The sequence below is a fragment of the Variovorax sp. 679 genome (assembly GCF_003952185.1).
Classification (GTDB): domain Bacteria; phylum Pseudomonadota; class Gammaproteobacteria; order Burkholderiales; family Burkholderiaceae_C; genus Variovorax.
Map to the genome: position 1 here is coordinate 290,118 of NZ_RXFS01000005.1, position 22,724 is coordinate 312,841.

At 66.4% G+C, this 22,724-nt stretch carries 25 protein-coding genes and 1 pseudogene; 13 read left to right on the top strand and 13 right to left on the bottom strand.

The window, feature by feature from the left end:
* Window positions 1-13: 13 nt before the first annotated feature.
* The 5 genes from EJO71_RS14580 to EJO71_RS14600 all read left to right on the top strand — a co-directional run bounded on the left by EJO71_RS14580 (window position 14) and on the right by EJO71_RS14600 (window position 4,475).
* Window positions 14-733: an ABC transporter ATP-binding protein gene (locus EJO71_RS14580; RefSeq protein WP_125949381.1), complete on the top strand. Its 720-nt coding sequence runs from the start codon at window positions 14-16 to the stop codon at window positions 731-733.
* Window positions 730-1,449, top strand: a complete 720-nt coding sequence (locus EJO71_RS14585) for an ABC transporter ATP-binding protein (protein ID WP_125949380.1) — start codon at window positions 730-732, stop codon at window positions 1,447-1,449. The genes EJO71_RS14580 and EJO71_RS14585 overlap by 4 nt, the downstream gene beginning before the upstream one ends.
* Window positions 1,442-2,305 carry a branched-chain amino acid ABC transporter permease gene (locus EJO71_RS14590; RefSeq protein ID WP_125949379.1) on the top strand — a complete coding sequence of 288 codons (864 nt, stop codon included), beginning with the start codon at window positions 1,442-1,444 and terminating at the stop codon, window positions 2,303-2,305. The genes EJO71_RS14585 and EJO71_RS14590 overlap by 8 nt, the downstream gene beginning before the upstream one ends.
* Window positions 2,306-2,320: 15 nt before the next feature.
* Window positions 2,321-3,361, top strand: a complete 1,041-nt coding sequence (locus tag EJO71_RS14595) for a branched-chain amino acid ABC transporter permease (protein WP_125949378.1) — start codon at window positions 2,321-2,323, stop codon at window positions 3,359-3,361.
* 103 nt (window positions 3,362-3,464) lie between these two features.
* Window positions 3,465-4,475 carry a tripartite tricarboxylate transporter substrate binding protein gene (locus EJO71_RS14600; protein WP_125949377.1) on the top strand — a complete coding sequence of 337 codons (1,011 nt, stop codon included), beginning with the start codon at window positions 3,465-3,467 and terminating at the stop codon, window positions 4,473-4,475.
* A gap of 34 nt (window positions 4,476-4,509) precedes the next feature.
* Here the strand turns inward: EJO71_RS14600 and EJO71_RS14605 are convergent, their stop codons facing one another.
* Together EJO71_RS14605 and EJO71_RS14610 are read right to left on the bottom strand one after the other, a co-directional pair.
* Window positions 4,510-5,967: an esterase-like activity of phytase family protein gene (locus tag EJO71_RS14605; protein ID WP_125949376.1), complete on the bottom strand. Its 1,458-nt coding sequence runs from the start codon at window positions 5,965-5,967 to the stop codon at window positions 4,510-4,512.
* 76 nt (window positions 5,968-6,043) lie between these two features.
* Window positions 6,044-6,829: an IclR family transcriptional regulator C-terminal domain-containing protein gene (locus EJO71_RS14610; protein ID WP_125949375.1), complete on the bottom strand. Its 786-nt coding sequence runs from the start codon at window positions 6,827-6,829 to the stop codon at window positions 6,044-6,046.
* Between the two features lie 138 nt (window positions 6,830-6,967).
* On the opposite strand from EJO71_RS14610, the gene EJO71_RS14615 reads away from it, so the two are divergent.
* From EJO71_RS14615 to EJO71_RS14630, 4 genes are all read left to right on the top strand, one after another.
* On the top strand, window positions 6,968-7,669 hold the full coding sequence (locus EJO71_RS14615) for a 3-oxoacid CoA-transferase subunit A (protein ID WP_093206608.1): 702 nt from the start codon (window positions 6,968-6,970) through the stop codon (window positions 7,667-7,669).
* Window positions 7,666-8,313: a 3-oxoacid CoA-transferase subunit B gene (locus EJO71_RS14620; protein WP_125949374.1), complete on the top strand. Its 648-nt coding sequence runs from the start codon at window positions 7,666-7,668 to the stop codon at window positions 8,311-8,313. The genes EJO71_RS14615 and EJO71_RS14620 overlap by 4 nt, the downstream gene beginning before the upstream one ends.
* A gap of 29 nt (window positions 8,314-8,342) precedes the next feature.
* The gene (gene pcaF / locus EJO71_RS14625; RefSeq protein WP_125949373.1) at window positions 8,343-9,548 is read left to right on the top strand and encodes a 3-oxoadipyl-CoA thiolase; all 1,206 of its coding nucleotides are present in this window, start codon (window positions 8,343-8,345) and stop codon (window positions 9,546-9,548) included.
* A gap of 128 nt (window positions 9,549-9,676) precedes the next feature.
* Window positions 9,677-10,681, top strand: coding sequence for a tripartite tricarboxylate transporter substrate binding protein (locus EJO71_RS14630; protein ID WP_125949372.1), 1,005 nt, complete (start codon window positions 9,677-9,679; stop codon window positions 10,679-10,681).
* A gap of 13 nt (window positions 10,682-10,694) precedes the next feature.
* On the opposite strand, the gene EJO71_RS14635 is transcribed toward EJO71_RS14630, so the two are convergent.
* Together EJO71_RS14635 and EJO71_RS14640 are read right to left on the bottom strand one after the other, a co-directional pair.
* A complete protein-coding gene (locus EJO71_RS14635) occupies window positions 10,695-11,105 on the bottom strand; it encodes a ribbon-helix-helix domain-containing protein (protein ID WP_125949371.1) in 411 nt (136 codons plus the stop codon).
* A gap of 65 nt (window positions 11,106-11,170) precedes the next feature.
* Entirely contained in the window at window positions 11,171-11,749 is a 579-nt protein-coding gene (locus tag EJO71_RS14640) for a DJ-1/PfpI family protein (protein ID WP_093206613.1), read from the bottom strand.
* A 297-nt stretch (window positions 11,750-12,046) separates the two neighbouring features.
* Between EJO71_RS14640 and EJO71_RS14645 the strand changes: the two genes are divergently transcribed.
* Window positions 12,047-12,463 (top strand): hypothetical protein, encoded by a 417-nt coding sequence (locus EJO71_RS14645; RefSeq protein ID WP_125949370.1) that lies wholly within the window; start codon window positions 12,047-12,049, stop codon window positions 12,461-12,463.
* 39 nt (window positions 12,464-12,502) lie between these two features.
* On the opposite strand, the gene EJO71_RS14650 is transcribed toward EJO71_RS14645, so the two are convergent.
* The gene (locus EJO71_RS14650; protein ID WP_346428057.1) at window positions 12,503-12,955 is read right to left on the bottom strand and encodes a DinB family protein; all 453 of its coding nucleotides are present in this window, start codon (window positions 12,953-12,955) and stop codon (window positions 12,503-12,505) included.
* A gap of 166 nt (window positions 12,956-13,121) precedes the next feature.
* On the opposite strand from EJO71_RS14650, the gene EJO71_RS14655 reads away from it, so the two are divergent.
* Window positions 13,122-13,724 carry a TetR/AcrR family transcriptional regulator gene (locus EJO71_RS14655; protein WP_125949369.1) on the top strand — a complete coding sequence of 201 codons (603 nt, stop codon included), beginning with the start codon at window positions 13,122-13,124 and terminating at the stop codon, window positions 13,722-13,724.
* An 88-nt stretch (window positions 13,725-13,812) separates the two neighbouring features.
* Window positions 13,813-14,175 carry a hypothetical protein gene (locus EJO71_RS14660; RefSeq protein ID WP_125949368.1) on the top strand — a complete coding sequence of 121 codons (363 nt, stop codon included), beginning with the start codon at window positions 13,813-13,815 and terminating at the stop codon, window positions 14,173-14,175.
* A gap of 22 nt (window positions 14,176-14,197) precedes the next feature.
* Here the strand turns inward: EJO71_RS14660 and EJO71_RS14665 are convergent, their stop codons facing one another.
* From EJO71_RS14665 to rtcR, 8 genes and pseudogenes are all read right to left on the bottom strand, one after another.
* Window positions 14,198-14,428, bottom strand: a complete 231-nt coding sequence (locus tag EJO71_RS14665; protein WP_125949367.1) for a hypothetical protein — start codon at window positions 14,426-14,428, stop codon at window positions 14,198-14,200.
* Window positions 14,429-14,567: 139 nt separating this feature from the next.
* Entirely contained in the window at window positions 14,568-15,506 is a 939-nt protein-coding gene (locus EJO71_RS14670; protein ID WP_125949366.1) for an ornithine cyclodeaminase family protein, read from the bottom strand.
* Window positions 15,507-15,526: 20 nt separating this feature from the next.
* Window positions 15,527-16,345 (bottom strand): alpha/beta hydrolase, encoded by an 819-nt coding sequence (locus EJO71_RS14675; RefSeq protein ID WP_240651396.1) that lies wholly within the window; start codon window positions 16,343-16,345, stop codon window positions 15,527-15,529.
* Between the two features lie 38 nt (window positions 16,346-16,383).
* Window positions 16,384-16,959, bottom strand: coding sequence for an exonuclease (locus tag EJO71_RS14680; RefSeq protein WP_125949364.1), 576 nt, complete (start codon window positions 16,957-16,959; stop codon window positions 16,384-16,386).
* 42 nt (window positions 16,960-17,001) lie between these two features.
* A complete protein-coding gene (locus tag EJO71_RS14685; protein WP_125949363.1) occupies window positions 17,002-18,303 on the bottom strand; it encodes an SMI1/KNR4 family protein in 1,302 nt (433 codons plus the stop codon).
* Window positions 18,300-18,629, bottom strand: a complete 330-nt coding sequence (locus tag EJO71_RS14690; RefSeq protein WP_125949637.1) for a phosphotyrosine protein phosphatase — start codon at window positions 18,627-18,629, stop codon at window positions 18,300-18,302. Before EJO71_RS14690 ends, EJO71_RS14685 begins: the two co-directional genes overlap by 4 nt.
* A 69-nt stretch (window positions 18,630-18,698) precedes the next feature.
* Window positions 18,699-19,160 (bottom strand): annotated as a pseudogene (locus tag EJO71_RS14695) (2'-5' RNA ligase family protein); the annotation flags it as partial.
* Window positions 19,161-19,176: 16 nt separating this feature from the next.
* Window positions 19,177-20,781: an RNA repair transcriptional activator RtcR gene (gene rtcR / locus EJO71_RS14700; RefSeq protein WP_125949362.1), complete on the bottom strand. Its 1,605-nt coding sequence runs from the start codon at window positions 20,779-20,781 to the stop codon at window positions 19,177-19,179.
* Window positions 20,782-21,518: 737 nt separating this feature from the next.
* Here rtcR and EJO71_RS14705 point away from each other — a divergent pair.
* Window positions 21,519-22,670 carry a slipin family protein gene (locus tag EJO71_RS14705; protein ID WP_125949361.1) on the top strand — a complete coding sequence of 384 codons (1,152 nt, stop codon included), beginning with the start codon at window positions 21,519-21,521 and terminating at the stop codon, window positions 22,668-22,670.
* Window positions 22,671-22,724 lie beyond the last annotated feature (54 nt).

A 22,724-nucleotide genomic window follows, 5' to 3' on the forward strand; every position in this document is an offset into this window, starting at 1 on the left:
ACCCGGGAATGCCATGACGCTTCTGGCACTGCATGCCGTGAGCAAGTCCTACGGCGCGCTCAAGGTCACCGACGACATCACGCTCGCGGTGACCGAGGGCGAGACGCTGGGCATCCTCGGGCCGAACGGCGCGGGAAAGACCACGCTGTTCAACCTGATCTCGGGCGACGTGCGCGTGGATGCAGGGCGCGTCGAGTACGCGGGCCGCGACGTGACGCGGCTCAAGCCGCACCAGCGCTGCCATGCGGGCATCGGTCGCAGCTACCAGGTGCCGCAGCCCTTCGGCAACATGAGCGTGTTCGAGAACCTCGTGACGGCCGCTTGCTTCGGCGGACAGCAGACCGAGCGCGAGGCTTGGCAGACGGCGCATGAGGTGCTGGAGCAGACGGGCCTGATGGCGCATGCCAACAAGCCTGCGGGCGGGCTGACCCTGCTCGACCGCAAGCGGCTGGAGTTGGCGCGAGCTCTCGCCACGCGGCCTCAGTTGCTGCTGCTAGACGAGATCGCGGGCGGGCTCACGGAGCCCGAGGCCGCGGTGCTGGTCGGCGAGCTCAAGCGCATCAAGGCGCGGGGCGTGACGATGATCTGGATCGAGCATGTCGTGCACGCGCTGCTGTCGCTGGCGGATCGGTTGTTCGTCATCAACTTCGGGCAGAAGCTCGCGGAGGGCGCACCGCTCGTCGTGATGAATGACCCAGAGGTGCGGCGCGTGTACATGGGGATGGAAGCATGAGCGCGCTGCTCGACACCCGTGCGCTGAAGGCCTTCTACGGCGACGCTCAAGCCTTGTTCGGCATCGACTTCTCGCTGGCGCGTGGCGAGCTCGTCGCCATCATCGGCGCCAACGGCGCTGGCAAATCGACCTTCCTCAAGAGCCTCACGGGCCTCGTGCGCGCGCCGCGCGATGCGATCCGCTTCAAGGGCGAGCCCATCGGCGGATTGCCTCCCGGCGACATCGTGCGCCGCGGCCTCGCCATGGTCCCCGAGGGCCGCCGCCTGTTTCCGAGCCTCAGCGTCGAGGAGAACCTGCTGATGGGCTCCACCGCTGCGCGCAAGGGGCCGTGGAACCTCCAGCGCCTGTACGCGCTGTTCCCCATCCTCGCTGAGAAGCGACACCAGCCAGGCACGTCGCTGTCGGGCGGGCAGCAGCAGATGGTCGCGCTGGGCCGTGCGCTCATGAGCAACCCGGAGGTGCTGCTGTGCGACGAACTCTCGCTCGGCCTCGCGCCCATCGTCATCCGGGAGATCTACGCCGCCATGCCGAGCATCACCGGCGAGGGCATGACGGTCGTCATCGTCGAGCAGGACGTGACGATGGCGCGGCAGGTCTCGCGGCGCATCTACTGCCTCCAGGAAGGCCGCGTTTCGCTCGAAGGCAATTCCGCGGACCTCACCCGCGAGCAGATCTCGCAGGCCTACTTCGGCATCGGGGAGGCGGCCCATGCTTGAAACCATCGTCCAGGGCGTTCTGCTCGGCGGCCTCTATACGCTCTTCGCGCTGGGCCAGTCGCTGATGTTCGGCGTGATGCGGCTCACCAACACGGCGCAGGGCGACTTCATCATCCTCGGCGCGTTCGCGGTCATCGCGGGCGTGTCGTTGACGGGCGATGTCGCGCCCTGGCTCGTCGCGCTCGCGGTGCTGCCGGTGGCCTTCGGCTTCGGCTACGCGCTGCAGCGCTACGTGCTCAATGGCACGCTCGGAAAAGACCCGCTGCCTTCGCTGGTCGTCACCTTCGGCCTGTCGATCGTCATTCAGAACCTGCTGCTCGAACTGTTCTCGGCCGACCCGCGCGCCATCGAGACCGGCGGGCTCAACACGCAGGGCATCGCGCTGGGCGAGGCGATGTCGCTCGGGGTGTTGCCGCTCGTGGTACTGGCCATTGCCGTCATTGCGACCGGCGCGCTGCAGTGGCTCTTCGCGCACACGGCGCTGGGGCGCTCGTTCCGGGCCGTGTCCGACGATCGCGAGATCGCGGAGCTCATGGGGCTGAACGCGAAGAAGGTCTATGCGTTCGCAACCGCCATCGCCTTCGTGCTGATCGCCATCGCGGGTGCACTGCAGGGCATGCGCACGACGGTGTCTCCATCGGACGGCCCGCTGCTTCTGCTCTTCGCCTTCGAGGCCGTGATCATCGGCGGCATGGGCTCCTTCTGGGGCACGCTGGCCGGCGCGATGATCCTCGGCATCACGCAGCAGATCGGCTTCCGGCTCGACCCGGGCTGGGGCATCTGGTTCGGCCACATCGTGTTCCTCGTGGTGCTGGTGCTGCGGCCGCAGGGGCTCTTTCCAAAGACACGCGGATAAAGGCAGACAAGGCCGATGACGAACATGCCTCTTCCCATCGTTGCCGTCGAACGCGCAACAGCCGCGAGCCACGCCGCGCTCATCGTCGGCATCGCCATCGTGCTCGTGGCCGCCAGCCTCCCGTGGTGGGGCGAGTCGAGCTGGATGCGCGAGTTCGTCGAGATCGCCTGCTACTTCATCTTCGCGATGATGTGGAACCTGCTCGCCGGCTACGGCGGCATGGTGAGCATCGGGCAGCAGGCCTTCTTCGGCTTCGGCGGCTACGTGATGCTGATGCTCGGCAACTTCGCGGGAGTCAACCCGTTCATTGCGATACCGATGGGCGCACTGGCTGCCGGACTTGTCGCGATACCTGTGTCCTTCGTCGCGTTCCGGCTCTCGGGCGGCTACTTCGCCATCGGCACATGGGTCATCGCGGAGGTGTTCCGGCTCAGCTTCGCCAATGTTTCGGCGGTAGGTGGCGGCTCGGGTACCACGCTCACCGCGCTGCGCGGCATCGAGAAGGCCACACGTGAAAGCACCACCTACTGGATGGCGCTGGCCTGCGTGGTCGCTGCCGTCGCGCTGGTGTATTTGTTCCTGCGCAGCAAGCGCGGGCTGGCGCTGCTGGCGATACGCGACAACGAAGTCGCGGCGGAGTCGCAGGGCATTCCGGTCGCGCGCATGAAGCTCGCCGTGTACGTGGTCGCGGCTTTCGGCGCGGGGCTCGCGGGCGCGCTGTACTTCGTGGGCAACCTGCGCATCAGCCCCGACGCGGCCTTCAGCGTCAACTGGACGGCCTTCGCCATCTTCATGGTGGTCATCGGCGGCATCGGGCGCATCGAGGGGCCGCTCGTCGGCGCGCTCATCTTCTGGGCGCTCAACAAGTTCCTGAGCGACTACGGCACCTGGTATCTGCTGGGGCTGGGCCTGCTTGCGATCCTCGTCACGCTGTTCTTCAAGCAAGGGCTGTGGGGCTATGCGCAACAGCGGTGGGGCTGGTCGCTGTTTCCCACGCAGCGCAAGCTGCTGCGTACATCGCCTGCTGGTAGTACTTTCCTACGCGATAGACCCTGACGGGAAGCCACTTCAGGCTTGCGAAAAGCATCACCATCCTGTAACGTCTTGTAAACACAATGTAAGCACTTTCCCCAATTTTTCTCACTCTCCTGGAGTCATCTTGACGATCACCAAACGCCGCCTGCTGGAAGGCGGCGCGGCAGCCATTGCCGCTTCGCTGCTTGCGAAGACTTCGTGGGCCCAGCAGCGCAACAGCAGCACCGGCGACGCTTCCTGGCCGACCAAGCCCCTCCACATCCTTGTCGGCTTTCCTGCAGGCGCATCGCCCGATCTTGCGGCCCGCGCCATCGCAGAGCCCCTGTCGAAAATCCTGCGCCAGCCGGTGATCGTCGAGAACAAGCCCGGCGCCAGCGGCAACACGGTGGCCGACCAGGTGGCCAAGGCCACCGACGATCACACCGTCGGCGCGTTGATCAACGGCAACCTCACCATCGCCAAGCTGCTCAATCCGTCGCTGCCCTTCGATCCCGAGAAAGACTTCGCGCCGGTCGGCCTCATCGGCACCGCGCCGCTGGTGCTGGCGGTGTCGGGCAGCGCCACGGGCAAGACCTCGGCCGAGCAACTGCTGTGGGTGCGCAACCTCGGCAGCGGCGGCAAATACGGCACGCCGGGCGTGGGCACGGTGGGTCACCTGGGCATGGAACTCATCAAGAGCCGCGCGGCCATCACCGCGCAGCACAAGCCCTACACGGGCAATCCGCAGGTCATCGCCGGCCTGCTGGCCAACGAGATCCAGCTGGCGCTGCTGCCGCCGGGCCTCGCGATGCCGCACGTCAAGTCGGGAAAGATCAAGGCCATCGGCGTGACCTCGCCCGAGCGCAGCCCGCTGGCGAGCGAACTGCCCACGATCCGCGATGCGGACGTGCGCGGTGCCGATCTCGAGATCTGGACCGCGCTGGCCGCGCCCGCGGGCATGAAGCCCGCGGGCGCGGCCAAGCTCAACGCAGCGCTGGTCGAAGTGATCAGCTCGCCCGAGGTTAGCCAGGCATTGCTGAAGACCGGCTGGCAGGCCCAGCCCGGTTCGCCCGACACGCTGGCCAAGCGCATGCGCGCCGACACCACGCGCCTGGGCGGCGTGATCATCATGAAGGGCATCCACTCGGAAGGCTGACCGCGGGGGCGGCCAGCCTGTCAGGCGGCAGTCTTCAGCTCTTGCGCTTGAACAGCGGCTGGTCGAAGCGGATCGTGATGACTTCCGTGTCGTCCGGCTTGCCCTGCACCCGGCCGTCTTCCGTCGGGAAGTTGGTGTCGATCGCGACGGCCAGCGTGTTGTCGTCCACCACCTCGACGCTCTCGACTGAATCGAAAGGCATGGTGAACTTGCCGGCCGCCACGCCGGCCAGCGGGCCGCCGATGCCCGTCGGGTCGGAGATGTTCAGCAGGTCGACCAGCAGCGTCTTCTTCAGCACGCCGTCGGCATCCTTGACGTCGAGGTCGACCATGTACAGGCGCTTGACCACGGCCTTCGAGCCATACAGGCTGTCGCGCTCGATCAGCACGAACTTGTTGCCACCGATGTTGGTCATGTCGCCGATGACGATCTGGTTGTCCTTGGCCGGGCCATCCTTCCTGTAGACCGGGTTCTTGCCGGTGTAGAGCATCGAGGCGGGGTCGAACTCGAAGAAGTTCAGGTAGCGTTCGTCGTCGGCCACGGGGCGCAGCGAGGCGAGCGAGGGCGCGGCTTCCGGCACCGCATAGAGGCGGCTGTTGTCGCCGTTGAAGGCGAGGCTCTCGAAGCCGCGGCTCGCGAGCGAGGTGACGGCGGCGCCGTTGTTCATCACGAGCGGGTTGAACGGGCTGCGCAGGAACGGATGCGGCACCGGGTCGCCCATCAGCGTGCCGTTCTTGTCGAAGTGCAGGATGTAGGGGCCGAATTCCTCGCCCACGAAGTAAGTGCCGTCCTTCGCGCGGGCGATCGACTCCACGTCGAGGTCGAAGCCCGTCAGCAGCCGGCCGCTGACGATGCGCGGGTCCACGGGTATGCCGCTGTCGACGAGGTTGTTGCCGTTGACCTTCTGGTAGTTGGCGAAGTCGGCGGTGATCTTCAGGTCGACGCCCTTGCCGTCCTTCAGGAAGCCGTTGGCGTCGTTGAAGGCGACATGGCTGTTCACCTTCACGGTGCCGGGAACCGTCGTGCCGTTGGCCACCGTACGGAAGTCGATGCTGACGTTGTAGAAACCGACCACGAAGTCGCCGGAGTTGCCCTTGCTGCCGTAGCCGTTGTCGGGCATGGCGAGCCAGGTGCCGTCATCGTTCTTCAGCAGTGCCGAGAAGCCCGGCAGCGGCTGCCCGTCGACGAAGGGCGGTGTCACGCCGAGCGTGGCGGTGATGAACTGGCCCGTGGTCGGACCGGGCTGGCGGAACGTGGCGGGCAGGGAGGCCCAGCCCGTCAGCTTGTGGGGCAGTCCCGAGGAATTGTCCTGCGGTGGTTGGGGAGCTGGCGCGGGTGCTGGCGCAGGTGCCGGGGCGGGCGTTGCCGCCACCGGCGGAAAGGCGATGCCGCCTCCACCGCTGCCGCCACCGCATGCGGTGAGCGCGGCGGTGGCAACGACCGCGAGCGCGAGGTGGCGCGGCAATGTTGACGAGAAGAAAAGACTGGACATGAATGGACCCTCCATCGGTTTTGTAGTGAGGGGCGCAATCTAGAAAACCGATGTGACGTGCCCATGAATACACCGCTCAGAGCATGCGTGAAATCCTGTCCGCCGCTTCGCGCAGCGCGGGCAGCATGGTCTCCTGCATTGCCTTCGCGCTGGTGCGGTTCGCCTGTCCGCTGATGTTGAGCGCAGCCACCATGCGGCCCTGGCGGTTGACGATGGGTGCGGCCACGGAGATCAGTCCCTCTTCGAGCTCCTGGTTCACCAGGCACCACTGCTGCCTGCGCGCCTGCGCCACCTTGACCATCAGCGCGTCGATGTCGGTCACCGTGTGCCTGGTCAGCGCCTCGATGTTCGAAGCCTCGAGCCGTGCGCGCACTTCGTCGTCGTCGAGGTCCGCCAGCAGCAGCCGGCCCAGCGAGGTGCAATAGGCCGGCAGGCGTGAGCCCACGCCGAGGTTGATGTGCATGATCTTCTTCGTCGGCACGCGCAGCACGTAGACGATGTCGGTCGCATCGAGTACGGCGGCCGAGCACGACTCCTGCACCTGCTGCACCAGCGCTTCCATCACAGGCTCCGCGCGGTTCCAGATCGGCATCGACGAGAGATACGCGAAGCCCAGGTCGAGGATGCGCGGCGTGAGCGTGAAGAGCTTGCCGTCGGTCACCACGTAGCCCAGCGTCTGCAGCGTGAGCAGGATGCGGCGCGCCCCCGCGCGCGTCAGTCCGCTGCCGGCCGCCACTTCGCTGAGGGTCTGGTGCGGCGCATTGGCACTGAACGAGCGGATCACCTGCAGGCCCCGCGCGAAGGACTGCACGTAGCTGTCGCCGGGCGCGGGTGTTTCGGGTTGTGCGGGGTGGGTTGCCATGGTGCTCGATCCTCTCTAGAATTCATTATACGAACAAATGTTCTTTAGACGAACAAATCGGCGGTTCGCAGAATCGGTCGGCGTGTTCAGGCGGTTCGCTCCCGCGCTTTTCTTTCCTCACTCCCGGAGACAGGCTTCATGATCAACAAGATCGCGCGCTCGGTCGCCGATGCCCTGGCAGGCATCCAGGACGGCGCCACGGTTCTCATCGGCGGCTTCGGCACCGCCGGCATTCCCAACGAACTCATCGAGGGCCTCGTCGAGCAGGGCGCCAAGGACCTCACCGTCGTCAACAACAACGCGGGCAACGGCGAGACCGGCCTCGCCGCGCTGCTCAAGGCAGGCCGCGTTCGCAAGATCATCTGCAGCTTCCCGCGCCAGGCCGACAGCCAGGTGTTCGACGGGCTCTACCGCAGCGGCAAGATCGAGCTCGAACTCGTGCCGCAGGGCAACCTCGCAGAGCGCATCCGCGCCGCGGGCGCCGGCATCGGCGCCTTCTTCTGCCCCACCGGCTATGGCACGCAGCTTGCCGGGAACCGCGAGACCCGCGAGATCGACGGCGTGCAGTACGTGCTCGAGTACCCCATCCACGGCGACGTGGCGCTCATCAAGGCGGAGCGCGGCGACCGCTGGGGCAATCTGGTCTACCGCAAGGCGGCGCGCAACTTCGGCCCGGTGATGGCCATGGCCGCGAAGAAGACCATCGCCACCGTGCACGACATCGCCGAGCTCGGCACCCTCGACCCCGAGACCATCGTCACCCCGGGTATCTTCGTGCACCAGGTGGTGCGCATCGAACGCGTGGCCACGCAGGCCGGCGGCTTCAAGAAGGCAGCATGACCATGACTTATCAACGTCGCACCAAGGACCAACTGGCCGCCCGCGTCGCACAGGACATCTTCGACGGCGCCGTCGTCAACCTCGGCATCGGCCAGCCCACGCTGGTGGCCAACCACCTGCCCAAGGGCCGCGAAGTCATCCTGCAGAGCGAGAACGGCATCCTCGGCATGGGCCCCGCGCCCGAGGCCGGCGAGGAAGACTACGACCTCATCAACGCCGGCAAGCAGCCCGTCACGCTGCTGCCGGGCGGCTCGTTCTTCCATCACTCCGACAGCTTCGCGATGATGCGCGGCGGCCACCTCGACATCTGCGTGCTCGGCGCCTTCCAGGTGTCGGCCACCGGCGATCTCGCCAACTGGCACACCGGCGAGAAGGACGCCATTCCCGCCGTCGGCGGCGCGATGGACCTCGCCATCGGCGCCAAGCAGACCTGGGTCATGATGGACCTGCTCACCAAGCAGGGCGTGAGCAAGCTGGTGAAGGAATGCACCTATCCGCTGACCGGCATCGGCTGCGTCAAGCGCGTGTACTCCGACCTCGCCACGCTCGAATGCACGCCGCAGGGCCTGAAGCTCGTCGACCTGGTCGACGGCCTGAGCCGCGAAGAACTCGAGAAGCTCGTCGGACTCCCGATCGCAGCCTGACCCCTTCAAGCAATCCAAGAGAGACAGACATGACCAACCAAGCCTTCATCTGCGACGCCGTTCGCACCCCCTTCGGCCGCTACGGCGGTTCGCTCAGCAGCGTGCGCACCGATGACCTGGGCGCCGTGCCGCTGAAGGCGCTGATGGAACGCAACAAGAACGTCGATTGGCAGGCCGTGAGCGACGTGCTCTACGGCTGCGCAAACCAGGCCGGCGAAGACAACCGCAACGTCGCGCGCATGTCGGCGCTGCTGGCGGGCCTGCCCATCGAACTCGGCGGCGGCACCATCAACCGGCTGTGCGGCTCGGGCCTCGACGCCGTGGGCACGGCCGCGCGCGCCATCCGCGCCGGAGAAGCGGGCCTGATGATCGCCGGCGGCGTCGAGAGCATGAGCCGCGCGCCCTTCGTCATGCCCAAGGCCGAGAGCGCCTTCAGCCGCAACAACGCGGTGTACGACACCACCATCGGCTGGCGCTTCGTCAACAAGCTCATGAAGGCGCAGTACGGCGTCGACTCCATGCCCGAGACGGCCGAGAACGTCGCCACCGACTACAAGATCGAGCGCGAGGCGCAGGACCTGATGGCGCTGAACTCGCAGCTGCGCGCCGTGGCCTCGCAGAAGTCCGGCTTCTTCGACGCCGAGATCGTGCCCGTGAGCGTGCCGCAGAAGAAGGGCGACGCGATCATCGTCAACAAGGACGAGCATCCGCGCGAGACCAGCCTCGAATCGCTCGCCAAGCTCAAGGGCGTGGTCCGCCCCGACGGTACCGTCACCGCCGGCAATGCCAGCGGCGTGAACGACGGCGCCTGCGCGCTGCTGCTGGCCGACGAAGCCAGCGCCGCGAAGCATGGCCTCACGCCGCGCGCACGCGTGGTCGGCATGGCCACCGCCGGCGTCGCGCCGCGCGTGATGGGCATCGGCCCCGCGCCCGCCACGCAAAAGGTGCTGGCGCTCACCGGCCTGAAGCTTGACCAGATCGACGTCATCGAACTCAACGAAGCCTTCGCCGCGCAGGGCCTCGCCGTGCTGCGCCTGCTGGGCCTGAAGGACGACGACGCCCGCGTGAACATCAACGGCGGCGCCATCGCGCTGGGCCACCCGCTGGGTGCCAGCGGTGCGCGCCTGGCCACCACTGCAGTCAACCAACTGCACAAGGGCGGCGGCCGCTATGCGCTGTGCACCATGTGCATCGGGGTGGGGCAGGGCATCGCGGTGATCCTCGAACGCGTCTGACGACCGGACCACGGCGAAACGAAGAACAACCAGAGAAGCAAGAAGACAAGGCCATCGGCAGCCGCGGCAACAGCGGCCCGATGGCATTTTTTCAACCCAAGAGGACAGAGAGAAAGAAGGATCAGAGGATGAACCACACGTCGAAGAAGACAACGCGCCGCGGCGCCGGCATTGCCGCGTTCGCACTGGCGGCCGCAGCCCTGCTGCCCTCAACCGCACCGGCGCAGCAGGCCTTCCCCAGCAAGCCCGTGCGCATCATCACGCCGTTCCCCGTGGGCGGCGGCCCCGACGGCGTGGCCCGCCTCGTGGCCGACAAGCTCTCGCGTGCCTGGGGCCAGCCCGTGGTGGTCGAGAACCGTCCGGGCGGCAACGGCTTCATCGCCATCGACGCATTCAAGCGCGGTGCGAAGGATGGCCACGACATCATCGTGCTCGACAACGTGCACCTTGCCGCGTACCCGGCGCTCTTCAAGAAGCTGCCCTACGACACGGGCAAGGACTTCGACGCGCTGCTGCCGCTGTTCAAGACCTACTTCTTCTTCACCGTCGCCACCAACAGCAAGTACAAGACCATCGGCGACCTGATCGCCGACGCCAAGGCCAACCCCGGCAAGCTGGACTACGGCTCGTGGTCCGTCGGCAACCCGGTGCACCTGGGCTCGGAGCTCTTCGAGTCGGCCACCGGCACGCAGATGGAGCACATCGTCTACAAGGAAACCACGCAGCTCTACACCTCGGTGGCAACCGGCGAACTGGCCTTTGCGCTGGGCAGCAGTGCCACCGCCGGCCCGCTGCAGCGCGCGAACAAGCTGCGCTTCCTGGCCGCTGCCGCACCGCAGCGAGTGGCAGCCTTCCCCGACGTGCCGACGGTCGCCGAATCGGGCGGCCCGAAGGGCTTCGAGGTCATCGGCTGGAACGCCATCGCCGTGCCCAAGGGCCTGCCCGCATCGGTCACCGAGAAGATCAAGCGCGACATCGAGAAGGGCCTGGCCGAGCCCGACGTGCTGGAGAAGTTCAAGAGCTTCGGCTACGAGCCCTTCCCGACCACGCGCCCGCAGTTCGACGAGTTCGTGGCGAGCGAGACGAAGCGGTTCACGGACGTGATTCGCAAGGCGAACGTTTCGCTGGACTGAGCAGGCTGCCGAGTTACCGTGCTGCCACGTGCAGCGTGCGCACCTCGGCGGTGGGCTGTTGCTCCGAAAGCGGTCCGCCCCAGCCCTTCGGCAGCTCGCGCAGAACGGCCTTCGCATCGAGCGAGCGGATCGCCACCGAGTTGTCCGCAGGAATGCGCCCCTGCGCCAGCAGCGCCTCGTAGCGCAGGGCGCTCACCCTCAGGAACGACGCGAAGTTGCCGACTTCGCCGCGCGCGGCCACCAGCTCGTCGTAGAGCCGTTCGATGAGCTGCACCACGACCATGCCGTCGCGCTGCGCGATTTCCTCCAGCACCTGCCAGAACAGGTTCTCGAGCCGGATGCTGGTGACCACGCCGTGCAGCCGCACCGAGCGCGTGCGCGCGTCGTAGCTCTGCGGGTCGGCGCTGATGAAGACTTCGCACATGATGGGCTGTCTCCTTTGCGGGGAAGGTGGGCGACGCGTGCACTGTAGCGCCGCCCGCCGGGAACTCAATGCTCGATGCGGGTGCCCAGCACGGCCAGGAACTGCGAAAGCCACGCCGGGTGCGCCGGCCATGCGGGCGCGGTGACCAGGTTGCGGTCGGTCACGGCCTGGTCTACAGGAATGCCCATGTACTCGGCGCCCGCCAGTTCCACTTCGACCTGGCAGGCCGGGTAGGCCGACACCTTGCGGCCCTTCAGCAGGCCGGTGGCCGCCAACAGCTGCGCGCCATGGCACACCGCCGCCAGCGGCTTGTCGGCCGCGAGGAAGTGTCGCGCGATCTCGACCACGCGGCTGTTCATGCGCAGGTACTCGGGCGCGCGGCCGCCGGGAATGACGAGGGCGTCGTAAGCCTCGGGGCGCACGTCGGCAAAGTTGGCGTTCAGCGTGAAGCGGTGGCCAGGCTTCTCGCTGTAGGTCTGCGCGCCCTCGAAGTCGTGGATGGCGGTGTGGACCCAGTCGCCGGCCTTCTTGTCGGGCGCCACGGCATGCACCGTGTGGCCTACGGCCAGCAGGGCCTGGAAGGGCACCATGGTTTCGTAGTCTTCGGCGTAGTCGCCGCAGAGCATGAGGATCTTGCGAGCCATTTCTTGTCTCCTTCGAACGAGGTTGGAATGCGGACCTGCGCCGCAACGCAAGCCGTCGCCGGATTATTCGAAGGGGGAGGGCGCGGCGGGTAGCAGCCGGCTGTGACTTCGCCGGGCGCGATGTCCCGGCCCGGTTAACAGAAGTTCGCAAAGATTGCTCGGCGCGCAGAAGAAGCTACGCCGCGCCACGGGGGCGTCATTGACCTGCCTTTTCCGCTGCATAGCCTCGTTCAGGGTTTTCCCGTATCCGCGGGGCAACCTCATCCGGACAGACACAACTCGCACAAAGGCAGAACCATGAAGACCACCCGACTCGCAATTGCCGCGGCACTCGCCGTGCTCGCCCTCTCTTCCGCCAACGCCCAGCAACGCACCCGCGAAGCCGTCGAGGCCGAAGCCATCGCCGCTGCCCACGCCAAGGACCAGAACGTCACGCGCGGTTCACGCGGTGCCGATCCGTTCACGTCCACGGCCGACGCCGAGGCCGTGTACAAGCAGGCCGTCGAGACGGCCCATGCACCGAACCAGAACGTGACCCGCGGCTCGCGCGGTGCCGATCCGTTCACCTCCAGCCGCGACCCGGCGCAGGTCTACCAGGAAGCCATGGCAACGGCCGCGGCGCCCGACCAGAACGTGACCAGCGGCTCGCGCGTCAACAGCAAGGTCATCTCGACCATGCAGAACCCGGTGCTGCAGTCGGCACAGGGCAAGTAAGCAAGCGGAACTCCAGAGGCCTCGCCCGAACGCGCTCCGCTACGCATTCCGCGCGCGGCGCGCGGGTTCGGCCTGGTGCAGGTAGCCGGTGAAGGTGTCGGGCGGCGACGAGCCCGTGAGGCGGGTCATGATCCGCCCGACCTCGCCCCGGTGATAGCCCGCGTGGGTTGCCACGTGGGCCAGCATCTCCTCGCGCGACATCCTGCCCGGTGCCCCGTCGGTGAAGGTGAATTCGATGCTTTCCTCGAGCTCGCGCGGGCTCAGGCGCGCGATGTAGTCGATGTACCAGCGGTCGGTTTCCCTCACGGCCTCGGCCAGCGTCTCCGGTGGCGGCGGCTCGGGCGCGCCCGTTGTGCTGAAGGCGTGTGCCGTGCGCTGCACGTTTGCCACGAAGATGCGATCGACGATGGCTGCATGGTTGAAGACGCGAAGCGCCGTGCGGTAGTCGTCGGGCGGGGCTATTCCCGCAATGTCGGCCAGGCCCGCCAGCAGGCCTTCGTCGGCCTAGGCCTTGTAGCGGAACAGCGAGGCCAGAAGCGTCTGCGTACTCATCACAATCTCCCCTTGAACGATGAAACGGGCACTGCGCGTGCGTGCGGTCCTATTCTTGAGTGGAGCTCCGATCTTGGGTACTCGCATTCCCCCACAGCGCAGGACCATGCGCAAAGCGCCCAGCCAGCAGCGCTCGCGCGTCACGGTGGACGTGATCGTCGAAGCCGCAACTCGCGTTCTGGCGCGTCGCGGATGGGCGCGCTTCACCACCAACGAGATCGCGGCGGTCGCCGGTGTCAGCGTCGGTTCGCTTTACCAGTATTTCCCGGACAAGCTGGCCATTGCGGAGGCGATCCGGGAGCGGCATCTCGAAGAGGTGCTCGTGGCTTTGTCGGGTTCCAGCGAAAGCGACAACGAAGCCGTTTCACTCGACCAGAGGGTGGAGCGCTTCGTGGACGGTGTCATTGCCGCCCATTCGGTCGACCAGGCGCTGCACCGCGTGCTGGTCGATGAAGTGCCGCTCGCCGCGCGTTCCAGCTATCCCGAGTTCGAGGCGGAATACCAGCGGCGCTACCGGGCGCTGGTCGCCCGTGACGACGACATCGGCAGCAGCAACGAAGACGACACGGCCGCTCGCATGCTCTCGTCCGCGGTCGAAGGGGTGGTTCATGCGGCGGCGCGTCGTGGCGAGTTGGGCTTGCCCGCGCTCAGGCGTGAGCTCGTCAGGCTGGTCCTGGCCTATCTGCGCGATCGTCAGCACACCGGCTGAATCCCTTGCCGGTGTGGACAGCACGCCCCGTCCCTGACCACAATGCCCGCCGAGTTCCTTCACTCACTCGTCCTGAAAGGTCATCGCAATGAAAAAAATGCTCGTGCCGGTTTGCCTGGCCCTGGCTCAGATGATGGTCGTGTCGGTGGCGTCCGCGCAGTCTTCCGGCGAAGCGGACCCGGCGCAAGGAAAGGCCCGGCCCACGGCGCCCACCACCAGGGCGGAGCGCGCCGAGGCGCGCAAGGAGCGTCGTACGGAAGGCGCTGCTGCGGCACGCGGGCCGCAGATCCAGGAAGGCGAAACGCGCCCCACGACCGCGCCCAAGGTGTCGAGGGAAGAACGCCGCGCCGCCGCGGCCAAGCGCCGCGCCGCGAACCGCGAGGCGATGAAGGCGGGCCAGCTGTCGCGCGGCGGCAGCAACGACGCGCCGGAAAAGCAGAAGAAGCCCTGAGAACGACCGGCCCGCCGGGTTCTCAGGCGTAGGCCTTGGCCGAGCGCAATTGCAGCGAGGCCAGCATCCGCGCTTCCTCCGCGTCGCGCAGGCTCTTGGCGGCACGGCTGGCGGCGTACGTCACGTAGAGCGTGTCGACCGCCTTTGCCCAGCACTGGGCCGTCTGGTAGATGCTGTTGGCACTCCCCGGTGTGGCCGGCACGGCGTATCCGGCCCTGCGGAGGATGTTGGCTTTGTGTTCGATGCTGAGCATGACGTGGGCCCTCCGACGATGTTGTCAGGGCCACGATATCCGCGATGCGCCGTGTGCGCTATTGGCTACACGACGTATCCAGATGTTGGAAAACCCGCCTCCAGAGGGGATTGGGGCGGCATGAACCAAGCCAAAAGGCTTATATCGTGTTGCCCGATTGCCACACGAGGGTGGCGGCAGTCAGGTCCTCCAGCGCGCTGCCGACGGCCTTGAAAACGGTGCGTTCCTCGGTGCTCGAGCGGCCCGGGCGCTCCGCACGGCACAGCGTGGCCAGCGTGCCCTGGACTTCTTCCGCGCGCAGCGTGCCGGCAGCCATCGCGTCGAGCAGGTCGCCAGACTTCTGCAGCGCCTCGTCGGTGTCGACGAAGGTTCGTGCGCCCGCGAAGCACTGCACGTCTGCCTCGCGCATTGCTGGCGTGAAGCTGCCGATCAGGTCCAGGTGCGAGCCCGGGGCCAGCCACTCGCCGTGCACCAGCGGCGCGGTGGCCAGCGTTGCGCAGCTCACGATGTCGGCCTGGCGCACGGCGGCTTCCAGGTTGGTCGCGGCCCGCGCGTTCCAGCCTTCGGCGCGCCACTGTGCCGCCAGGGCCTCGGCGCCTTCCGGCCGATGGTTCCATACCCACAGCTCGTCGATGGGCCGCACGCTCGCATGCGCTGCCGGCAGCATGCGGGCGATGCGGCCGGTGCCCAGCACCAGCAGCCGCCGCGAATCCTGCCGCGCCAGGAAAGATGCGCCCAGCGCCGACGCCGCCGCCGTGCGGCGCGCGGTGATCTCGTTGCCGTCCATCAACGCCAGCGGCACGCCGGTGCGCGCGTCGTACAGCACGTAGGTCGCATGCAGGCCGGGCAACCTGCGCGCACTGTTGCCGGGAAAGATGTTGATGGTCTTGATGCCCAGAAAGCCCGCGTCGCTCCACGCCGGCATGATGAGCACGGTGCCCTTGCTCCCGGCGGCTTCCACGGTGTGCACGTGGCGTGGCGGCACCTGGGCTTCGGCTGCGAAGGCCGCGCGCAGCGCTGGCACCAGCCGCTCGAAACCGAGCGGTGCACGGGTGGCTGCCTCGTCGAAATGCTTCATGGCTGTTGTTGTCGTCGTAGTCACTGCTGCAGCGGGTGCTGCGCCGACTCGAAGAACTCGGTCAGCGCCTTGCGATAGGCGGCGCCGTAGCGCAGGGCCGTCATCGGCTCGAGGTGGCTGGCGCCCGGCACTTCGATCAGCTGTTTGGGCTCGCGCGCTTCTGCGAGCAGGCGCTTCGAGTGCGCGAGAGGAATCACCTGGTCGGCCGTGCCGTGGATCAGAAGCAGCGGAATGGGCGAGATGGCCGCCACGTACTTCGATGCAGCGTACTCGTCGCTCACCAGCAGGCCGGCGCCCTTGAGCTTGTCGTTGGCGATCGAGGAGTAGGAATAGAAGGTCGACTCGATGGCCGCGGCCCTCACGCCCGCGCGGTTGCCCGCGCCCACCACCGCGATGGCGTTGGTGCCGCCCAGGCTCTGCCCGAAGACGAACAGCCGCCCGGGGTCGACGTCGCCGCGCGAGCGCACGTAGTTCAGCGCGGCGTTGGAGTCCTCGAACACGCCCTTGGGCTCCGGCTTGCCTTCGGACTGGCCGTAGCCGCGGTAGTCGAACACGAACACGTTGTAGTCCCGCTTCGGCAGCCAGGCCACGAAGCGCCAGTGCGTACTCATGTTCTGCGCGTTGCCGTGGAAGTGCACGACAGTGCCCTTGGCTTCCTTCGGGTTCTGGCGGTTCTCGGCGGGCAGGAACCAGCCGCTCAGGCGCGTGCCGTCGGCACTGGTGAATTGCACGCTCTCGTAGCGCAGGCCCAGCGCGTCGGGCGTTTCGTAGCGCACGTTGTCGGGGTAATAGAACATCGACTGCACGCAGCCACCCAGCATGAGCGGCAGCGCGCACATCGCCAGCCTCGTGCACCACCGGCGGACCGCACCGCCCTTCATGGCCGCGCGCCCGCGGTTGCCGCGCGGTTTTCCGCGAGCATGTTGCAGAAGAGCGCTCCTTGCTCGATGGCGTCGTCGAGCGCGACATGCGTGTGCGGCAGCCCGGCGTCGAACCAGCGACGCGGCATGGCGCGCTTGGTGCTGTCGCGGTAGTCGAGCTTCAGCATCGCCATCGCGAACGACTTCACGTCGAGCGCCGAGTGGCTGAACGGGCTCTCGCCCGCGAAGCGCATCAGGTACCAGTAGACGAACAGGAAGTCGAAGCCCGCCGGGTACGCGACGAACACCGGCCGCGCATGCAGGCCCTTGAGCCAGCTCACGTAGTTCTTCATGGCGTGGGCCGGGTCCTGCAGGTCGGTGCGGCAGGCGGCCCAGGCCTCCGGCTGGGTCTTCCACCAGGCGGCGGTCTTCGGGTCTGCCTCCGCGCCGGGCAGTGTGTGCAGGTTGGCGCTGAAGGTGGAGACGAGCTGCTTGTCGGCCGTGTAGGCGGCCGAGCCGAAGCTGAGCATCGAATTCGGGCCCGGGATGGGGCCGTCGGATTCGACGTCGGTGCTTATGTAGATTTCTGGCATGAATTGAATGATTTCAAGGCCGTAGCGAGGCTGCAAGCCCGGTTAGCTTGTGTTGGTCTGGAACAGGCGCTTCCACCACTGGCTTTGTGCCGGCGGATCGGCGGGAGGCGAAAGGGGCGGTTCGATGGTCGATTGCAGGAATTTCCTGCTCGTGCGGGCACGGTCTTCGAGGGCTTTGATGACGCCGTGAGATGCCCACTCCGACGGTTCGCTTTCCAGCTGAGCCAGTGCCCATTGCAGTTCCGCTTCGGCCTCCGCGGGCACGGGTGTAGCGTCGGCGGCGCCTTGCACGATGGCGAGCAGTTGCGGCACGCTGCCCTTGTCGTACCAGAACGCGAATGCGGCAATGCGGGAGAAGACCGCCGCCTTCATCGCGGCATCGTCAGGACCCGCTTTTTTCTGCGACTGCAGATGACGCCTCAGGTCGTGCCAGACATCAAGGAAGTCGCCCACCATCTCGTGGCACTCCGTGGGAAAGTCCGCCCGCCGCTCCAGCAACTGGCGCCACAGCCAGTGGTCAAGTATGTCTTGCGGGATGCGCGCCTCCTCGACGCCGATGGCCCTGGCATACGCTTCGAGATTCGGATGAGTCGCTTGAGCGCAAAAGGCTGCGAAGGCCATCTGCTTCTTGTCCGGAAGGCCTTCGAGCCGCGCCGTGTAGGCCTGAGCAAAGCGGCTCTGGGCATGCGAGGCAGTGACCTGTCCGATGTTCTTGCGCAGCCAGTCGAGGTACCAATCGTTGAAACCCATGAGGGTTTCATCCGCGTTGAGGAACGGGTGAATGCCGCCGTTGTCGGCGCGCAAGTCTCGCCACATGGTTCCGGCTAGCGGCCCCGTGACCACCAGCCAGTTGCGCAGCGCACAGCCCTCGTGGCAGATGGGAATGGCACCGTCCGTGAGATGCGGTGCGTAGTACTCGCTCTCGAGCCTCGCATTCCATGCTTCCCATAGTTGGTCTTCTTCATGGATCGGCGTGCCTTCGGGCGGATCCGGTTGTTGCTGCCAGAAAGTGTCCGGCAGGTTCCAGGCACGCTCCAGCGGAAACGGCTTCGACAGGTCGCCGATGAGGCCGTAGCCGTCCTCCCATTTCGAGAGATCATGGCCGTGGTCCTGCTGGCCGAGGGGAAAGACGCCATAAGACGGGCCGGCGCCGCCATTGCCGATTTCGGTGATGAATCGGCGGTATTCCGGTGGAAAGCGGCACTGGTGCTTGGCCTCCATCCGCGCGACTTCTTCCTCGGCGAGCGGTGGGTTCAAGTCGTACCAGTGCGACTTTGCCGCGAAACAGGCGCAGTCGAGGTCGAGCCGCGTGAGCGTGCGGAGCTGGGAAAGGATGTCGTTCACTCGATGTCCAGTATGGAGGCGACGGACCGCTGGAGCTCTTCGACCAGCTCCGGGTCCATGTATTTGTATTCATCGGGAATGTCGAGCACATGGACCGGCTTGTGCGCCAGCACCCGCGAGAACTCGGCCACTAGCCTCGACTTGTGCTTTTCTTCCATCACCAGGATCACGTCGGCCCATTCGATGTCGTCGATGGACACCTTGTGCCGTGCGTTCGGGCTGGTGCCGGCGGAGCGCGCGGAGATCAGCGGGTGCCGGCGCCAGAGCTGCTCTGCCGTCGGGCTGCGCCATTGGTTTCTGCTGCAGATGAAGAGAACGTTGCGCATGGGTTGGCTCGGGGGCTTGGGCAACTGGAAGACGTGCATGTCCCGCCAACTGCCCGAAGAGTTCTCGATCAGCGCGACTTCCGTGCACGCCGCGCGCACGGCGCCTGATGCAAGAAGGCGGGACTGAAGCTCGGCTGCCGCCGTGTCCGCATCGCGCGCATTGCCGTGTGCCACGGTCAGGTGCGGAATGACGCCCTCGTGTTCGCCGCCGTACGGTGGGAAGTCGGGAAACGCTTCCGCGAGCGCCAGTGTCATTTCAATGAAGGGCGCGGCCGGCTCCGGTGCAAGGTAGGCGGTTTCGGGAAAGCGTCCGACCTCGCGCAGGGTGAATGCGAACGATGGCGTCCGGTTCAATGCCTGCTGTGCGCGTTCCAGCACTTCGGCCGTGATCAGCGCGGGGTCCATGAAGGGAACGAGCACCGTGATGTGAGCCGGCACTCCCAGTGCGACGGTCGCGTCGTAGCGACGGCGCAAGTCTCCGGCCAGAGGCTCGGCTGCAGGGACTTTCACGGCGAATGCGGAAATGGCCATCGCGGCGGAGGATAGCTCAGGCGTCCGCGATCCGGCTCCATTCCAGGCCGTGCTTGACGAGGTACTTGCGCAGCCGGTCGGCGTCGTTCACCACGCTGCGCTGCGCGCGCGAAGCCTGGAAGAGCTGTCGGCCCGCATCAGACAGGCTGCGCGATTGCCGGCAGATGCGCACTACCGCTTCGAGCTGCAGGCGGTCGAACAGGTCGAGGGCCGATGCGCGCTCTTCGCCGAGCAGTGCATCGAGGTCGACGTCGCCGCCGGCAGTGGTTGCTGCGCCCGCGTGCTTCCACAGCCAGCGCAGCCGTGCGATCTCGGCCTCCACCAGCGCGACCGGAATACGCCCGCCGTCCGCCAGCGTCGCCAGCCGCGTCACGCTGGCCGAGAGGTCGCGGAAGTTGCCGCTCCAGATCGCCTCGCCGCTCTGCGCGAAGCGCAGGTAGGCGGCGCGTGCCTCGGCATTGAAGCGCACCACGCGATTGTTCTCGGCGGCGTGGATGGCCAGCAGGTGGTCGACGTTGGGCTCGATGTCCTCCGGCCGCTGCGCGAGGCCGGGCAGGTCGTAGGTCCAGAGGTTGATGCGTGCGAACAGGTCTTCACGGAAGCGGCCCTCGGCCACGTCGCTGCGCAGGTCGCGGTTGGTGCCTGCGATCAGCTGGAAATCGCTTTCCACTTCCTTGTCGGCGCCCACGGGGAAGAAGCGCTTCTCCTCGATCGCCTTCAGCAGCATCGCCTGCTCGTCGAGGCCGAGTTCGCCGATCTCGTCGAGGAAAAGGGCGCCCTGGTGCGCCGTGCGCAGCAGGCCCGCGCGGTCGCTCGCCGCCCCGGTGAAGGAGCCCTTCTTGTGCCCGAACAGCGTGGACGCCGCTCCGTCGCCACGCAGCGTCGCGCAGTTCACTTCGACGAACGGGCCCGTCATCTGGTGGCGCGACTGCTTCAGTTCGAACATGCGCCGCGCCAGGAAGGACTTGCCCGCGCCCGTCGGTCCGACCAGCAGGATCGGCGCACGCGAGCGCACGGCCACGCGCTCGATCTCGTCGATCAGCGCATTGAAGCGCGCGTTGCGCGTGGCGATGCCGCTCTTCAGGAACGCGACGGCGTCGCGCTGCTCCGCGTCGAAGCGCCGCGCGATCACGTCGTAGCGCGACAGATCGAGGTCGATCAGCGTGCACTTGCCGGCCTCGCCCTCGCGCTGCTTCCGAGGCGGCGAGGTCTGTGCCAGCACGCCGGGCACCACGCGTGATTCGGACAGCAGGAACATGCAGATCTGCGCGACGTGCGTTCCGGTGGTGATGTGCGTCCAGTACTGCTCGCGCTCGGTGTCGAAGCTGTAGCCGCGCGCCCAGTCGTACAGGCGGGTGTAGACCTCGCCGAAGTCCCATGGGTCGGCGAGGTCGAGCGGCACGAGGTTGACGGTGGTCTCGGGCGACACCGTGGCGATATCGGCCTTCACCAGCTCGGCCAGCGCCTTGTGGCGCAGCGTGTAGAGCAGCTCCATGCGCGAGACGACCATGTCCTCGTGCTGCGCGAGCGAGACGGTGGGGCGCCACTTGTTCCAGCGGCCCGCGCCCTGGCCGGCGTCGAGCTGGGTGCCGAGGAAACCGATGACGACGATTGGCTTCATGAATAAAAAGCTATCTTAATTTCTATGAAGTATCTGAATGCTAGCAGTTCGGATATGGCGTGAGTTGAGTGACAGAAAAGAATTTATCTATCCATATCAACGACTTGCGTAATTTCCGGGGATGTTCTTGCCTAGCCTTGCCCAACCTGGCATGCCAACTGCAATAGACAACCCGTCGGATGCAGTTCATCCGCTCGCAGGTGTCGCATTCAAGCGGCCCGGTGCCGCAGGCCAGATCCTGTCTTGGGCTCGCGGTATGTCGCTGTTGAACTGGCTGGCAACTGAACTTGATTCAGTTCTGCTCATGGTTGAGCGCCGTGCTAACCACATGGAGTTGCGGGTTCGATTCCCGCGAAAAACCCTGGCGGTGCTCGCACCGCCATCTGATGGGGCGAAAGCCCCCCGCCCCGGCACACCGGAGCGATGGCGCAAGGCCCCAAAAAGCCCTGCGCGCGCGACACAGTGCCAAGCGCAGGCGGCTTGCGCGCTGTGTGCGTGGCAGGGAACTGCGTGCGGCCATCGACGGTGAGGAAAGTGACGGCGTTGCACATGCAACGAGGGAGGCACCGACCGGACCGCGCGACCGCCGCATGACAGGCCTTGGCTGTCGCAGTGTCCGCCGCCTGCCCTTTCGTGGGCCTGGATCGATTGATTGATGAATGAACGACCGATTGACTGGCTGAGCGAACGAAGAACGAATCGGACGAACGGCCGAACCGAACAAACAGGAGAAAAAAATGCTGGGCTTCAACCAATACACCATCAAGAAGAACGAACGCGCATTGCTGCTGCGCAACGGTGATTTCGAGCGACTGCTCGGTCCGGGAAAGCACCGCGTGTTCGCAGGCTTCGATACCGTCCAGCTGCAACGTTTCTCGCTCGCCGAGCCGGTGTTCGAGCACGAGCTGGCCGATTACTTCCTGGCGCGCGAACCCGAACTGGTCGAGCGCGAGTTCGTGCAGGTGTCTCTGGGGGAAACCCAGGTCGGCCTGCGCCACGAGGACGGTGTGCTGGTGCAGATCCTGCCGCCTGCGACGCGCAAGCTGTATTGGCGCGGCCTGCGCGAGCAGCGCATCGACGTGATCGACGTGGCGGCCGATGCGCGCCTGCCGGCCGAGCTGCTCGCAAAGCTGCAGAGCGTGGCTCTGCGTCCGCGTGCGGTGCAGGGGCTCGAAGGTGTGCTGCTGGTGCAGGTACCCGAATTCCATGCCGGCGTGCTGACGCTCGAAGGGCAGATGCAGGCGCTGCTGCCGCCGGGAAACCACGGTTTCTGGCGCTTCAACCGTCAGGTTGCCATGACCAGCGTGGACCTGCGTTCGCAGATCGCCGAAGTGAGCGGACAGGAAATCCTGACCCGCGACAAGGTGGGCCTGCGACTGAACATGTCGGCCGTGTGGCGGTTCACCGATGTGCGGCAGGCCATGGCGCAGATGCCCAAGCCCGCCGAGCATGTGTATCGCGAGTTGCAGTTCGGGCTACGTGCCGCCGTCGGCGAGCAGACGCTCGATGCTCTCCTGGAGAACAAGGCGGCGATCGACCAGACGGTGCTGGTGCAGGTGCGCGAGCGGCTGGAAGGTTCGGGTATCGCGCTGGAAAGCGTGGGCGTGAAAGACATCATCCTGCCCGGCGAGATGAAGACCATCCTCGCCCAGGTGGTGGAGGCCGAGAAGTCGGCCCAGGCCAACGTGATCCGTCGCCGCGAGGAAACCGCGGCAACGCGCTCGCTGCTGAACACCGCCAAGGTGATGGAGGGCAACCCGGTTGCATTGCGGATGAAGGAACTCGAAACGCTGGAACGGGTGGCCGAGCGGATCGACAAGATCTCTGTGATCGGTGGGCTTGATCAGGTGCTCAACGGACTGGTGACGCTTCGGCCGAACGGTTCCTGAGCAATAGGCAAAGAGAGATACGGGCACGCAGGCACAGAAGGGAGCGCCACTGCC